Origin of the sequence: Streptomyces sp. NPDC005566 (genome assembly GCF_040605575.1) — a bacterium.
Classification (GTDB): Bacteria; Actinomycetota; Actinomycetes; order Streptomycetales; family Streptomycetaceae; genus Streptomyces.
In genome coordinates, this window is record NZ_JBEXDB010000002.1 from 388161 (window position 1) to 401274 (window position 13114).

Genomic DNA, 13114 nt, shown 5'->3' on the forward strand with positions numbered 1-13114 from the left:
AGGTCAGGGTCCCCGCAACTCAGGCTGTGGCGGCATGGAGGGACGGCAGCAGGGCGCGCGGGTCAGGACCGGAGTGCCGGAGCCCGACGAGAAGGGCGGTCGTCGTCTCGAGGTACCCCACCCGGTCGAGCCCGCCCACAGTCAGCGGGACGCATCCCAGGGGCCCCGCACAAGGACCCGTACCGCCTCCGGGGCGTGCTCGTCGTCCCCGCACAGCGGGACGGCGACCGGCCCGTCGGCGAAGGCGGGCGGGGTGAGCCGCCACACGGAGTCCGGGAGATGGTTGAACACCTTGACGACCCGGGGCCCGGTGAAGTCGGCGATCGTACGGGCGGCGGGCGCCCCGGCACGGTACGGGGACGCGTTCGTGGCGGCCCAGGGCTGGGAGGACTGGGTGTCCGTGGGACCTCAGCAAGCGGACACTGAAGACGCATGCATCCGCGTACACGCACGACACTCGACACACGGCTCCGCACGATCCACCTCAGGCCGGCACAGCCTGCCGTCGCCCCAGGACACCGTTCCGTCTCACTGGATCGTGCAGGGATGGGACAGTCAGGCCGGATGCAGCACGGCCATGGCGATCTCCCGCACGCGGTCCTGCGTGATTCCGGTGCGCTGTTCGACGGCGAGGGGATGGTCGGTGGGTTCCAGCTCGATGAAGGGGCGCTCGCCGACTGGTCGCGTGTGTGCGTTGGTCTTCAGGTTGGTGGTGCCCTCGGCATAGAGCGCAAGCTCGGTGCTGAGCCAGCCGAAGTACGGCTTCTCGGCCTCACGGCCCTCCGTGTTCCACACCTCAAGGGCACGAGCGAAATTGTCCCTGTTCAGAGAAACCCAGACGCCCCAGGAGAAGACGTCCTCGCTGCCGATCATAGGTATCTCGATCAGACCCCTGATGAAGAAGTGCTGGCCCTTGATCACACACTGGTCGGAGGACAGCATGCTGTCCGGATCACTCTCGAAGCTCGGATCCCAGACGTCAGGGGCCATGGTCGAGTAGCTCATGGGAAGCTCTGCGTGGTGGTCGCCGCAGCACGAGCACGTAAAACCGAGATCGTTGGACATGGTGCGAGCCTAGCGAGCACCTGCGCAAGGGTTGACCCGGGCCGTCCGGCAGCCGCTTGTGGCACGCGGCCACCATCGTCCAGGCCCGACTTGCGGGCCCCGTCCGGTGCATCCTCGATGAGACGAACAGGCCGGCCTTCGATTTCAGTGAGACCGGTGCAACTTCGCTCAGTGAGGTCAGACGACGACTCGGTTGCCAAGCGGGAACCTGCAGCACCCCCAAAGCATGACGACGTAATAATCGGCCCGTTGGTGGCGGCGAGGCCTGTCCCTTCCCAGCTGATCTGGTCCGAAGCCGAGGGTGTGACCCAGCGAGACCGTCATGAACCGGATCCGTTTCCCTCGGACCGGCATAGGCCGACCTCCACCCAGCGGTTGATCGTTCTTGCAGACCGAGCTCAGCTCTCCTGCGCGATCCGCAATCACCTGCGGCGGCGCGGGATCCGCACAGCCATCCCCCAGCCGGCCGATCAGATCGGCAACCGCCCACGGCGCGGCCTATCGGCGGGCGCCCATCAGGCTTCGGCCCGAAGCTCAAACAGCAAAACACGGTCGGACGCCGCATCAACCGCTCCCGCCGTGGTGCGGACTCGCCACCCGTGCGAAAAGACCGCCACCGTCTGGCTCGAGGGACTCCGCATCACCTCGGCGGCCTCTTCATCTGGCCCGCCCTTGACGAGAAGTCAGTCGGCAACTCTGGCCGCCAGTCCGCGGTCATCCGTTCCGAGAGCCGCGGCGAGATAGCGCATGTGCTCAGGAGCGCAGGCGATCACGAAACTGGCGTTTCCGTCGTGGCACTCGGCGATGCTCCAGAAGGGACGGATGATCCGGGAGTCCGATCGAGCCCGTCTGCGGATCTGGCGTATCTCGATATGTTCGGTCGGTAGAGCGCGTCGCTTGAGCATCTTCACCTCGGTGGGCGCTACGTGCAGAGCGGTCCTGGAAGCCGCGAGGAAGGCTATGGCCGGTCTGCAGAACGGGCGGTCGCCGAGGATGCACGCCTCGAAGAGGACCTCACCGCCGTCAGCGAAGGCACGGGCCAGAGCCCTCGCCCGCCGTCTCCCACCGAACCCGGGGACCAAGAGGCCCCCCAAAACGTCGATCAGGAACGCAATCACTTGGGCACCCACTCCTGGTTACCGGTGCACATCTCCGCACGCTGCTTGCTGAACGAAGAGGCACATAGCCCTCGCGCAGTGGAGCCGCCGCCCACGTCTGGCCGAAAGGCTCGCGCCTGACCGTGCGTTCAGTCAAGTGACGGCCTGAGTCGAAGACCCTTAGGCAGTTCCTCCGGCTCCCAGCACTGCCACGGATGGCGACGCCGAGGCGAGTCGCACACCGGTCGTGAGCGGGCCCGACCTCCGATCGATCAAGGCAGAGAATCTACCGAGGCACATCCAACTCGGGTCACCGGCGGTACGCGTCGCGGTACCTGCTCAGTCGGGGACCACGTACGGCGGGCAGCCTGACCAGCGTGTAGTCGAAAGCGTCGCGGTGGGGCTTCAGCGAGCACCAGGGGCGTGGCGGCAGGGGGTAGTCGTCGCGCAGGACACCCTCCGGGAGCACTCCGGTCGCGGGCATCGGCGAAGTCTCGCCCGGGTGGGCAAGGTACGCCCAGACCCCGCTGTCCAGCGGCACCACAGCCACCTCGTCGCAGGGCGGACGCCAGGGCGCGCCCGTGAGGGGGTGGCGGGGGACGAGGAAAATGTCGGGGTAGGGCCGGGGCGTGCCGATCCCGGGGCCTGCCAGTCCCACAGTCCGGGTGTCGGGTCCGGCGCGGAGGTACCGGCCGACGGCGTTGCCGAGCAGGTCGGCGACGGGGCCGGCAGGGAGGGTCACCGGGCGGTCCTCGGTGGCGGCCACGAGGTGGGCCAGCGTGACTCCGACAGCCGCCTCCCACCGGCGGCTCCACGACCCGTCGGGTTCGACGGGTGGTACGCGGTGCTCGGCGCGCTCCAGATCGTTCCAGTCGGGAGGCGGACCGGCTGGGAGCTCCGCGGGACGGGTGACGACGGCGTCGGGCTCCAGCCACACCGTCTGCCACATCCCGCAGTCGTCCATGCGGGTCGCCACGGCTCGCCCGCACCCCCCGCATGCCAAGTTGGGACCGGCTCGGCCGTCCACGCCCCGGCAGTAACCCTCGCACTTGTCGGGGATCAGGGTCATGGACCGGGAGTCGCCGGGGGCGATGACGATCCTGTTTCGCGCGCCGAAGGAGACGGAGTACACCGGGGCGTACACGCCCTGCCGAGCAGCCGCATCCTCTCCGACCTCCTCCCACAACTGCCAGGGTGGCCCGGTGGGCAGGGTGTCGACTGCGTACGTGGCGGGCTCCATCAGCGGCGGATGGAGTTCCTCCCACGCTCCGTGGTGGGTATGGACGGGGAGGGCTACCCGGAACACCGGCGCCGTCAGGTCCGTGCCGCACCCGGCACACGCGAACACGTCCAATCAAGCTCCCCTTCGCCACGGATCCCCGCCGGATTGTGCCTCGCCCTCCGCGCGGAATCCACCGGATTCCGGAACGGCTCCAGAAACCCGAACCGGAGGTTCCTCGGCAGTCTCGGCCGCGTTGGATCTTTGACTCAGGTCACCAGCGGCCGCTCGTCCGGATCACCCCGCGAGCCCGGAATGATTCGGACGAGGGGCCCCGGAGCCTCACCAGCGCGGGATCGGCGGGGTCACCCACTCCGGGTCGGCCTTGCGCATCGCCGCCGCGTCGTCGCGTGCGCGCATCGTGCCGTCGTCGTCGAGCCAGCGCCGGTGGAGCGCGGCCAGCCGGTCGCGGTCCAGTTCGACGCCGAGTCCGGGGGCGTCGGAGACGGCGAGGTGTCCGCCCTCGAAGGTGTGGCGGGTCGTGATGACGTCCTCGGTCTGCCAGGGGTAGTGGCTGTCGCAGGCGTAGTCGAGGTTGGGCACGGTGGCGGCGACGTGGGTCATCGCGGCGAGGCTGATGCCGAGGTGGGTGTTGGAGTGCATGGAGAGTCCGACGCCGAAGGTGCGGCAGATCCCGGCCAGTTCACGGGTGCGGTGCAGTCCGCCCCAGTAGTGGTGGTCGGAGAGGATCACCTGGACCGCGTCGCGGGCGAGGGCCTCGGGGACTTCCGCGAGGGTGGTGACACACATGTTCGTGGCGAGCCGGAGGCCCGTCCCTGCGGAGACCTCCGCCATCGCCGCCGTACCGCTCGCCGGGTCCTCCAGGTATTCGAGTACGCCCTTGAGCTGATCGGCGACGTACAGCGAGGTCTGCACGGACCAGGCCCCGTTGGGGTCCAGCCTCAGCGGCTGCCCCGGGAATGCCTCGGCGAGCGCGCGGACGGCGGCGATCTCCTGGTCGGGCTCGAAGACTCCGCCCTTGAGCTTGAAGGAGGTGAACCCGTGCTCGCGGGAGAAGCGCTGTGCCTGGGCGACGACTCCGGCGGGGTCCAGGGCCGCGCCCCAGTCGTCCTGTTCGCCGCCTGCGGGGTGGGCGGCCCAGCGGTAGAAGAGGTACGCGCTGTACTCGACGCTGTCGCGGACCTTGCCGCCGAGCAGTGCGTGCACGGGCAGGCCGAGGGTCTTGCCGAGCGCGTCCAGGCAGGCGACCTCGAACCCGGAGACGACGGAGAGCCGCAGCTTGTCGGCGGTCTGCACGCCACGCAGCCCACCCGCGTCGACCCGCCCGTCGGCGGCGCGTGAGTCGCCGCACACCTCGTCGGCCAGGGCGAAGAGGCCGTTCAGGTCGCTGACCGAGCGGCCGGGGAGGGCGCGGGCGAGCGGTTCGGCCAGTTCGAGGTAGGTGCCGTCGCCGTAGGTCTCCCCGATTCCGGTCACACCGCCGCGTGTGACGACCTCCACGATGAGCCGGGGGGTATAGGGCTGGTGGACGCCCTGGGTGTTCAGCAGCGGCGGATCGGCGATGAGGATCGGGGTCAGCCGGACGTCGTCGATCAACAATGCTGTATCCATACGTGAACCCTATTCAGGGATACGACTGAATGCCAGACCGGGAGCCAAGATCGTCCACTTGATTCCGGGAGTTCACTGGACGACATACCGACTGGTCGGCATCATGGTCCCGATCGTTCAACCGTCCCGGAGGTGCGCACCATGAGCCCAGTCCATCCGCCAGGTCTCGACCTCGACCTGCTGCGTGGGTTCCTCGACCGCGAGCGGCCTGGGCTGGTGAACGGACCGCTCGAAGGCCGGCTGATCGAAGGCGGACGCTCCAACCTGACCTACATCGTCACCGACGGCACGGGGCAGTGGGTCGTCCGCAGACCACCGCTGGGCCACGTGCTGGCCACCGCGCACGACATGAAGCGCGAGCACCGGGTGATCAGCGCCCTGCACCCGACCGCCGTACCGGTGCCCGAGCCGGTGCTGCTGTGCGAGGACGAGTCCGTCATCGGCGCGTCGTTCTACGTCATGGAGTACGTCGCGGGAACCCCGTACCGCACGGCCGAGCAGCTCGCCCCCCTCGGTCCCGAGCGCACCCGGGCCGCCGTCCTCGGACTCGTCGACACCCTCGTCGATCTGCACGCCGTGGATCCCGAGGCCGTCGGACTCGGCGACTTCGGGCGCCCCGAGGGCTTCCTGGACCGCCAGCTGCGTCGCTGGGGCAAGCAGCTGGACGCCTCCCGCAACCGTGAGCTGGCCGGCATCGACGAACTGCACGCAGCGCTCGGCCGGGCGCTGCCCGCCTCCCCCGCACCCACCGTCGTGCACGGCGACTACCGCCTGGACAACGTGCTGATCGGGGAGGACGACCGGATCAAGGCCGTCCTGGACTGGGAGATGTCCACGCTCGGCGATCCGCTGACCGACCTCGGCCTGCTCGTGATGTACAGCTCCGACCTCGACCTGCCGGCCTCCCCGGTGTCCACCACCAGCGGCGCGGCCGGTCACCCCACTCCCGCCGAGCTGATCGAGCGCTACGCCGCCCGCTCCGGCCGGGACACCTCAGGCATCTCCTGGTACACGGCCTTCGCGTGGTTCAAGCTCGCCGTGATCCTCGAGGGCATCCACTACCGCTACACCCTCGGCCAGACCGTCGGCGCCGGCTTCGACCGCATCGGCGACCTGGTCCCCGTCTTCATCGCGCACGGCCTCACCACCCTCCAGGAAGGCTGATCCCCTATGGACTTCGCATTCGACGCCCGTACCGAAGAGCTGCGCACGAAGCTGCTCACGTTCATGGACGAGCACGTCTACCCGGCCGAGAAGGTCGCCGAGGAGCAGCGCGCGGCACTGGCGTCGCCGTGGGACACCCCGCAGATCATGGAGGACCTCAAGGCCGAGGCGCGCAGGCAGGGCCTGTGGAACGTCTTCCTCCCGGACGCGGAGTACGGCGCCGGTCTGACGAACCTCCAGTACGCCCCCCTCGCCGAGATCACCGGCCGCAGCCCGCACCTGGCGCCGACCGCGCTGAACTGCGCGGCCCCGGACACCGGGAACATGGAGGTGCTCTTCCAGTTCGGGTCGGACGAGCAGAAGAAGCAGTGGCTGGAGCCGCTGCTCGCCGGGGAGATCCGCTCGGCGTTCGCGATGACGGAGCCCGAGGTGGCCTCGTCGGACGCGACGAACATCGAGACGCGGATCGTGCGGGAGGGCGACGACTACGTCGTCAACGGGCGCAAGTGGTACATCTCCGGGGCGATGAACCCGGACTGCGCGGTGTTCATCGTGATGGGCAAGACCGACCCGGACAGCGAGGACATCCGCCGCCAGCAGTCCATGATCCTCGTCCCGAGGGACACCCCCGGCCTCGAAGTACGCCGCGCGATGCAGGTGTACGGCTACGAGGACCACTCCCACGGCGGCCACGCCGAGGTCGTGTTCACCGATGTGCGGGTGCCCGCCACGAATCTGATCGGCGAGGAGGGCGGCGGCTTCGCCATCGCCCAGGCACGGCTGGGCCCGGGCCGCATCCACCACTGCATGCGGCTGATCGGGATGGCCGAGCGCGCGATCGAGCTGATGTGCAGGCGGGCCGTGTCCCGTACGGCCTTCGGCAAGCCGCTCGCCCAGCAGGGCGTCGTGCAGAACTGGATCGCGGACGCCCGGGTGACCGTGGAGCAGCTGCGGCTGCTCGTCCTGAAGACGGCCTGGCTGATGGACACCGTGGGCAACCGCGGGGCGCACACCGAGATCCAGTCGATCAAGATCGCCACGCCGCGCGCGGTCGTCGGCATTCTCGACCAGGCGGTGCAGCTGTACGGCGCCGGCGGTGTGAGCCAGGACTTCCCGCTGGCCGAACTGTGGGCCTCGGCACGGACCCTGCGGCTGGCGGACGGGCCGGACGAGGTGCACCAGCGGTCGCTCGCCCGGCGCGAGATCAAGAAGTACCTCTGACCGACGGCGGTGCGGCCCGTTCCTACTGACCGCACCGCCGAAGGAGTTCAGAAGGTGAGCTTCCAGCTGTCGATGTAGCCGGTGTCCTGCGAGGCCGTGTCCCGTACCTGGAGCTTCCAGGTGCCGTTCGCGGTCTCGCTCGACGCGTTGACGGTGTAGGTCGCGATCACGTTGTCGGCCGAGTCGTTGCCGCTGGCGCTCTTCAGCCGGTACGCGGTGCCGTCCGGCGCGAGCAGATCGACGACGAGGTCACCGCGCCAGGTGTGCTTGATGTCCACGCCCACCTGAAGTGCGGTGGGAGCGTTGCCGGTTCGGCCGGTGACCGCGATGGGGGAGGTCACGGCCGCCCCTGCGTCCGGCACGGCGACATCGGTGGTGCTGCTGAACACGTTGTCGCCCGTGGGCGGTTCGACGGTGCCTGCGGACAGGGTCCAGATGGCGTGGGCCACCGCGTCGCTGTTGCGGTCCAGGGCCGTGTCGTTGATGTTGGCCGTGGTGTCGCAGGACGAGTGGTAGCAGCGGTCGAAGGACTGCCCCGCGGTGCCGCCCCACTTCTGGGCCTGGGCGCTGCTCTTCGTGTTGCTCGCCCCGGTGAACAGGCCGCCGACGGGCACGCCCGCACTCTTGAACGGGGCGTGGTCGGAGCGGCCGTCGCCCTCGGTCTCTATCTCGGTGGGCACCGACAGGCCGGCGAAGTAGCTCTTGAAGGTCTGCTCGATGACCGGGTCGTCGTCGTAGACGAAGTAGCCGGCGTTGGGCGAGCCGATCATGTCGAAATTGAGGTATCCGTCGAGCTTGGCACGCTCGGTGGCGGCGAGGTTGTTGACGTAGTACTTCGAGCCGACAAGTCCCAGCTCCTCGGCTCCCCACCAGGCGAAGCGGAGGTGCTTGTCGGGTGCGAGCTGCGCCCGGGAGACGGCGAGGGCGGTTTCGAGTACGGCCGCCGAGCCGGAGCCGTTGTCGTTGATGCCTGCGCCGGAGGTCACCGAGTCGAGGTGGGAGCCGGCCATGAGGACCTGGTTCGGATCCCCTCCCGGCCAGTCGGCGACGAGGTTGTACCCGGTGGCTCCGCCGGAGGTGAACTGCTGCAGTGCCGTGGTGTATCCGGCCGCGTCCAGCTTGGCCTTCACGTAGTCGATGGACGCCTTGTAGCCGGTCCGGCCGTGGGCGCGGTTGCCGCCGTTGGCGGTGGCGATCGACTGGAGCTGGGTGAGGTGCGCCTTGACGTTGGCGAGGGGTATGTCGGGGGCCGCGGCCACCGCCGGCGAGGCGGCCGACGCGGAGGAGGCGGGCGCCGCCTGTACCGCGGGGGCGGCCGTCGCGAGCAGGGCCGCGACGACGAGGGCGGATGCGGACGCGGATCTGTATCTGGCTGGGCTCATCGAGGGCTCCGGATTCCGTTCGGGGACTGACGGAACGTGCGGGGGTACCCGGCCGTGCACGGCCGGGTCCAGGAGCTGGTGGTGCGATGTGCGTGACCGATGGTCAGCGAGATGGCCGCGTACCGTCAAGAGCTGAATCCGGACAGTACCGTTCGCTCAGCGGACAGATGCCGTGGGTGGGCCGCCGCACGGGAGCGGGAGAACACCGTCGCACCGCGCGACGGGTGTCGATCACCCTGTGCAGGGCCGGAGTTGGCGCCGGGGTCAGGGCAATCCCGCTTGCCCGCCCGATGATCACGGGATAAGGTCCCCGGGCACATATGGGGTGATCATGACAGGCGGGGGACATGGCAGACGTAACAGGCGCGCCCACGAAGGGCTCGGGCGCATGGGGGCAGGCCGTCATGGCCGTGGCGCTGGTCGGGGCTCTGTCGGCCGGACTGTGGACGATCCAGGAGACGTCGTCCGCGGACAGCGTCCCGCCGCCTGTCACCTGCTCGGGCGGGGAGCATGGGAAGGCGACGGGAAAGCCCGGGAAGGCACCCTGGCGTGTCTCCGGGGCGCAGCTGTGCGAAGCGCTGAACCGTCCCGGCCTGGCTGAAGTGCTGGGTACCCCCGGGGAGACCGTGAAGTCGGCGAGCGGCAACGGTGGCTCCATCGACTTCTCCGGCGCCAAGGAGATCGACACCCCCTCGGCCCAGGTCGAGTTCGGGACCTACACCGTGACGTTGTCGGCCACCTACGACGGGCTCCCGGTGGACGGGTCCTCCACGCTCCTGGGGGCAGATGCCCGGCAGCAGACGTTCCTGGGCCGCCCGGCGGTCATCTACTCGCAGCGCACCATCAGCATCAGCTTCCGCCTCGACGGCAGCGACTCCGAGAGCGGTCCCGGCGCTCCGGCCCGCGTCCTCAGCGTCGCCCAGGACGCGAAGGACAGCGGCGGGTCCTTCGAGGTGGCCGTGTGGCGCACGGACGGCATGACACCGGACGACGCGGTGCTGCTCGGCGTCGCCGAGAGGGTCCTGCCGACGGTCCCGAGGTGGGCCGCCACCGGCTGACGGCCTCCGGCGGCGCCCCGGCGTCCGGCGTCCGGCGGTCTGCGTCCGGCGGCTCCGGCCGTCAGGGGCGCAGGGCCCTCAGCAGCAGGTCGGCCAGGTGGTCGGCGACCTCCTGCTGGCTGAGGGGGCCGTCCGGGCTGTACCACGTGGACAGGTGGTGGACGGAGCCGAAGTGGTAGTCGACCACCAGGTCGGCCGGGGTCGCCGAGGAGAAGACCCCGCTGCGCTGCCCCTCCTCGATGAGCGCCCGGAAGCCCTCGTGGTACCGGCGGCGCTCCATCCGTACCTGCTTGTTCTTCTCCGGGCTCAGGTGGTGCATCGAGCGGAAGAAGATGGAGGCGTCGTCGAGGTTCTCGATGGTCGTCACGACCACGTCCGCCGCCGCGTCGCGCAGCCGCTGCTCGATCGGCGCCTCGGCGTTCGCGTAGGCGTCGAGCCGCTCCTGCTGGAGCCGCAGCACCCGGGCGTAGACCTCCTGGAGGAGGTCCTCCTTGGAGCCGAAGTAGTGGTAGAGGGCGCCTTTGGTGACGCCCGCCGCCTCGACGATCTCCTGGACCGAGGTGCGGTCGTAGCCACGCTCGGCGAAAAGCCGGGTGGCGGCGGCCAGCAGCCGTTGAGGAACGGGCGTACCGTCCCCGTCCGTCGCCTTGGCCATGGCCGCCACCTGCCCTTTCGTCTGTGCGTGAAGTGCTCTACCGGGGGGAACGCAGTTCCCGCCTGAGGATCTTCCCACTTGCGGTCTTCGGGAGTTCCGCCAGGATCTCCACTTCGCGCGGGTACTTGTACGCGGCGAGCCGTTCCTTGCAGTACGCGCTCAGCTCGCCGGGCTCCGTCCCGGCCCCGGGACGCAGGCTGACGTAGGCCCGGACGGTCTCCCCGCGGTAGGTGTCGGGGACGCCCACGACGGCCGCCTCGCGAACCGCGGGGTGGGTGTAGAGGACGTCCTCGACCTCACGGGGCCAGACCTTGAAGCCGGAGGCGTTGATCATGTCCTTCTTGCGGTCGACGACGTAGAGCCAGCCTGCCGCGTCCATGAAGCCGATGTCGCCGGTGCGCAGTTCTCCGTCGGGGAAAGCGGCCTCGGTCGCCTCGGGGAGGTTCCAGTAGCCGGAGACCACCTGGGGCCCCCGCACGGCTATCTCACCCTGTTCGCCGAACGGGACGTCGGCGCCGTTCTCGTCGATGATCCTGACCAGCGTGTCGGGTCCGGGAACGCCGACGGACAGGGTCCCGGACACCGGGTCGACGGGTGCCTCGTGCTCCGGCGGTACGGCGGCGCAGGGCGCCGTGCACTCGGTGAGGCCGTAACCGTTGCGGATGTACGGGCCGAAGCCGTCGCGGAACTTCTCCACGAGCGCGGGCGGCAGCGGCGCACCGCCCGAGGAGATCACCTGGAAGGAGGCGAAGTGCTCGCGGGTGACCCCGGGGTGCGCGGCGAGCGCCATGAAGGCGGTCGAGGGGCCGACGGTGTAGGCGGGGCGGTGCTCGGCGAAGGCCTCCAGGACGACGCTCGCCTCGAAGCGGTAGGCGAGGACCAGGGTGCCCGCGTTGGCGATGCAGGCGGCGAGCTGGCACACCATGCCGGTGATGTGGAAGAGCGGGGCGAGCGCGAAGTAGGCGGCTCCCTCGGCGATGGGGTGGCCGGTCCGCTGCCGCTCCGCGTTGACCATGATGTTGCCGTGGGAGTTCATGGCGCCCTTGGGGGTGCCGCTCGTCCCGGAGGTGTAGCTGATCAGCGCCACGTCGGCGGCGGTGAGCTCAGTGCCCTCGGGGGCGGCGAGGCCCCGGCGGGACACGGCCACCAGGTCCGCCGCCCAGTCGTCGGGGCCGGGGGCGGGGAGCCGCTCGAAGCCGAGCACCCGGGGGTCGTCGGTCGTCTGGAGGTCGCGCTCGCAGGCGGTGACGGCGATCTTCACGCTGGGCGCGGCTTCCGCGGCGTCCCGCAGGTAGGACTCCCAGGCCCGGTCGGAGCAGATCAGCGCGGTCACCGCCGCGTCCTTCAGTACGTGGCCGACCTCGCCGGACTTGTACATCGGGTTCAGCGGGACGACGGTCGCGCCGGCCTTCCAGGCGCCGAGCAGCGCGAGGACGAAGTGCGGGGTGTTCTGCAGCATGATCGCCACACGGTCGCCGCGCCGCAGCCCTTCGGCGGCGAGGTGTCCGGCCACGGAGTCGGAGAGCTCATCGGTCTCGCGGTAGCCGAGGCGGCCGTCGAAGTAGGCGAGGGCCGGGTGCTCGGGGGCCCGCCCCACGGCGGCGCGGAAGGCGTGCACCAGGGTCTCGGCGGGGTGGACGGGGGCGCGCTGGGCCTCGCTGAGGAGGGCGGTCCAGGGTTTTGCCGCGTAGATCGACTCTGTCATGCGCCGGCCTCCTCCCACTTCTGCTGCAGGTGGTTCATGTTGCCGATCCAGTGGTCGGGGTCCTTGGCGCGGGCCCGGTAGTACCCGGCCACCTCCGGGTGCGGCAGGACCAGGAAGCGGTCCTGCTCCATGGCGTCGAACAGGGCGTCGGCGACGGCCTCCGGCTCGATCGCGGTGGGGGCGAGTACAAGATCCCCGGCGGAGCCCGCTGCGGTGAGCATGTCCGTACGCACGCCCTGCGGGCAGATCGAGTGGACCTTGACGCCGCGGTGGCGGTAGGTGAGGGCGAGCCACTCGGCGAAGGCCACCGCGCCGTGCTTGGTGACGCTGTACGGGGCCGCGCCGATCATCGTCAGCAGACCGGCCGCGGACGCGGTGGAGACGAAACGGCCGCTGCCACGCTCCAGCCAGTCCGGCAGCAGTGCCCTGGCCGCACGGACGTGCGACATCACGTTGACGTCCCAGGCCGCTGCCCAGACGTCCTCGTCGGCGAAGGCGTCCCCGCCGGATGCCAGGCCCGCGTTGGCGCAGTAGATGTCCACCGTGCCGTCGAGTGCGTCCCGGGCCGCGTCCACGATCCCCGAGGCGTCACCCGCGACGGCGGTCCCGCCGATCTCCTCGGCGAGCGCTTTGATCCGGTCGATGTCGAGATCGTTGACGACGACCCGCGCGCCCTCCGCGGCGAATCTGCGGGCCAGTGCGGCTCCGATGCCGCCTCCGGCCCCGGTCACCACTACGCCAGCGCCCTGCACCGTACTCATCGGTCCCGCCTCTCTCAGCCGTCTTCCCCGGCAGACTAACCAGTCGGTATGTGATCAGGGAAGGGGTCCCGGGCAGGACTGGGAAGTTGCCCAGTCAGGGCCGTTCCGTGCGGCCCGCGCCCGCGCTAGCGTGCGTGGCCATGACAGTCGGCGCG

Annotated in this window: 12 protein-coding genes and 1 pseudogene; 4 read left to right on the top strand and 9 right to left on the bottom strand. The window is 70.0% G+C overall.

What is annotated here, in order from left to right:
- Positions 1-141: 141 nt before the first annotated feature.
- The gene (locus ABZS61_RS04655; protein ID WP_356416043.1) at positions 142-291 is read right to left on the bottom strand and encodes a hypothetical protein; all 150 of its coding nucleotides are present in this window, start codon (positions 289-291) and stop codon (positions 142-144) included.
- 264 nt (positions 292-555) lie between these two features.
- Positions 556-1065 carry a DUF2199 domain-containing protein gene (locus ABZS61_RS04660; protein WP_356416046.1) on the bottom strand — a complete coding sequence of 170 codons (510 nt, stop codon included), beginning with the start codon at positions 1063-1065 and terminating at the stop codon, positions 556-558.
- A gap of 313 nt (positions 1066-1378) precedes the next feature.
- Between ABZS61_RS04660 and ABZS61_RS04665 the strand changes: the two are divergent.
- Positions 1379-1643 (top strand): annotated as a pseudogene (locus ABZS61_RS04665) (IS5/IS1182 family transposase); the annotation flags it as partial.
- 105 nt (positions 1644-1748) lie between these two features.
- On the opposite strand, the gene ABZS61_RS04670 reads toward ABZS61_RS04665, so the two are convergent.
- The 3 genes from ABZS61_RS04670 to ABZS61_RS04680 all read right to left on the bottom strand — a co-directional run bounded on the left by ABZS61_RS04670 (position 1749) and on the right by ABZS61_RS04680 (position 5013).
- A complete protein-coding gene (locus tag ABZS61_RS04670; protein ID WP_356416049.1) occupies positions 1749-2183 on the bottom strand; it encodes a hypothetical protein in 435 nt (144 codons plus the stop codon).
- Between the two features lie 289 nt (positions 2184-2472).
- Positions 2473-3516: a hypothetical protein gene (locus ABZS61_RS04675; protein WP_356416052.1), complete on the bottom strand. Its 1044-nt coding sequence runs from the start codon at positions 3514-3516 to the stop codon at positions 2473-2475.
- Between the two features lie 207 nt (positions 3517-3723).
- Complete coding sequence (locus ABZS61_RS04680) at positions 3724-5013, bottom strand: glucarate dehydratase family protein (RefSeq protein ID WP_356416055.1); 1290 nt, start codon at positions 5011-5013, stop codon at positions 3724-3726.
- A gap of 141 nt (positions 5014-5154) precedes the next feature.
- Between ABZS61_RS04680 and ABZS61_RS04685 the strand changes: the two genes are divergently transcribed.
- Positions 5155-6177, top strand: a complete 1023-nt coding sequence (locus tag ABZS61_RS04685; RefSeq protein WP_356416058.1) for a phosphotransferase family protein — start codon at positions 5155-5157, stop codon at positions 6175-6177.
- 6 nt (positions 6178-6183) lie between these two features.
- Positions 6184-7398: an acyl-CoA dehydrogenase family protein gene (locus ABZS61_RS04690; protein WP_356416061.1), complete on the top strand. Its 1215-nt coding sequence runs from the start codon at positions 6184-6186 to the stop codon at positions 7396-7398.
- A 47-nt stretch (positions 7399-7445) separates the two neighbouring features.
- Here ABZS61_RS04690 and ABZS61_RS04695 read toward each other — a convergent pair whose 3' ends face one another.
- Positions 7446-8780 carry a M28 family metallopeptidase gene (locus tag ABZS61_RS04695; protein ID WP_356416064.1) on the bottom strand — a complete coding sequence of 445 codons (1335 nt, stop codon included), beginning with the start codon at positions 8778-8780 and terminating at the stop codon, positions 7446-7448.
- A 347-nt stretch (positions 8781-9127) separates the two neighbouring features.
- Between ABZS61_RS04695 and ABZS61_RS04700 the strand changes: the two genes are divergently transcribed.
- Complete coding sequence (locus ABZS61_RS04700; protein ID WP_356416066.1) at positions 9128-9838, top strand: DUF6215 domain-containing protein; 711 nt, start codon at positions 9128-9130, stop codon at positions 9836-9838.
- 61 nt (positions 9839-9899) lie between these two features.
- Here the strand turns inward: ABZS61_RS04700 and ABZS61_RS04705 are convergent, their stop codons facing one another.
- The 3 genes from ABZS61_RS04705 to ABZS61_RS04715 are packed head-to-tail and all read right to left on the bottom strand — an operon-like array spanning position 9900 to position 12959.
- Positions 9900-10493, bottom strand: a complete 594-nt coding sequence (locus tag ABZS61_RS04705; RefSeq protein WP_356416069.1) for a TetR/AcrR family transcriptional regulator — start codon at positions 10491-10493, stop codon at positions 9900-9902.
- Between the two features lie 37 nt (positions 10494-10530).
- Positions 10531-12198: an AMP-binding protein gene (locus tag ABZS61_RS04710; protein WP_356416072.1), complete on the bottom strand. Its 1668-nt coding sequence runs from the start codon at positions 12196-12198 to the stop codon at positions 10531-10533.
- On the bottom strand, positions 12195-12959 hold the full coding sequence (locus tag ABZS61_RS04715) for an SDR family oxidoreductase (protein ID WP_356416075.1): 765 nt from the start codon (positions 12957-12959) through the stop codon (positions 12195-12197). Before ABZS61_RS04715 ends, ABZS61_RS04710 begins: the two co-directional genes overlap by 4 nt.
- Between the last annotated feature and the right edge of the window lie 155 nt (positions 12960-13114).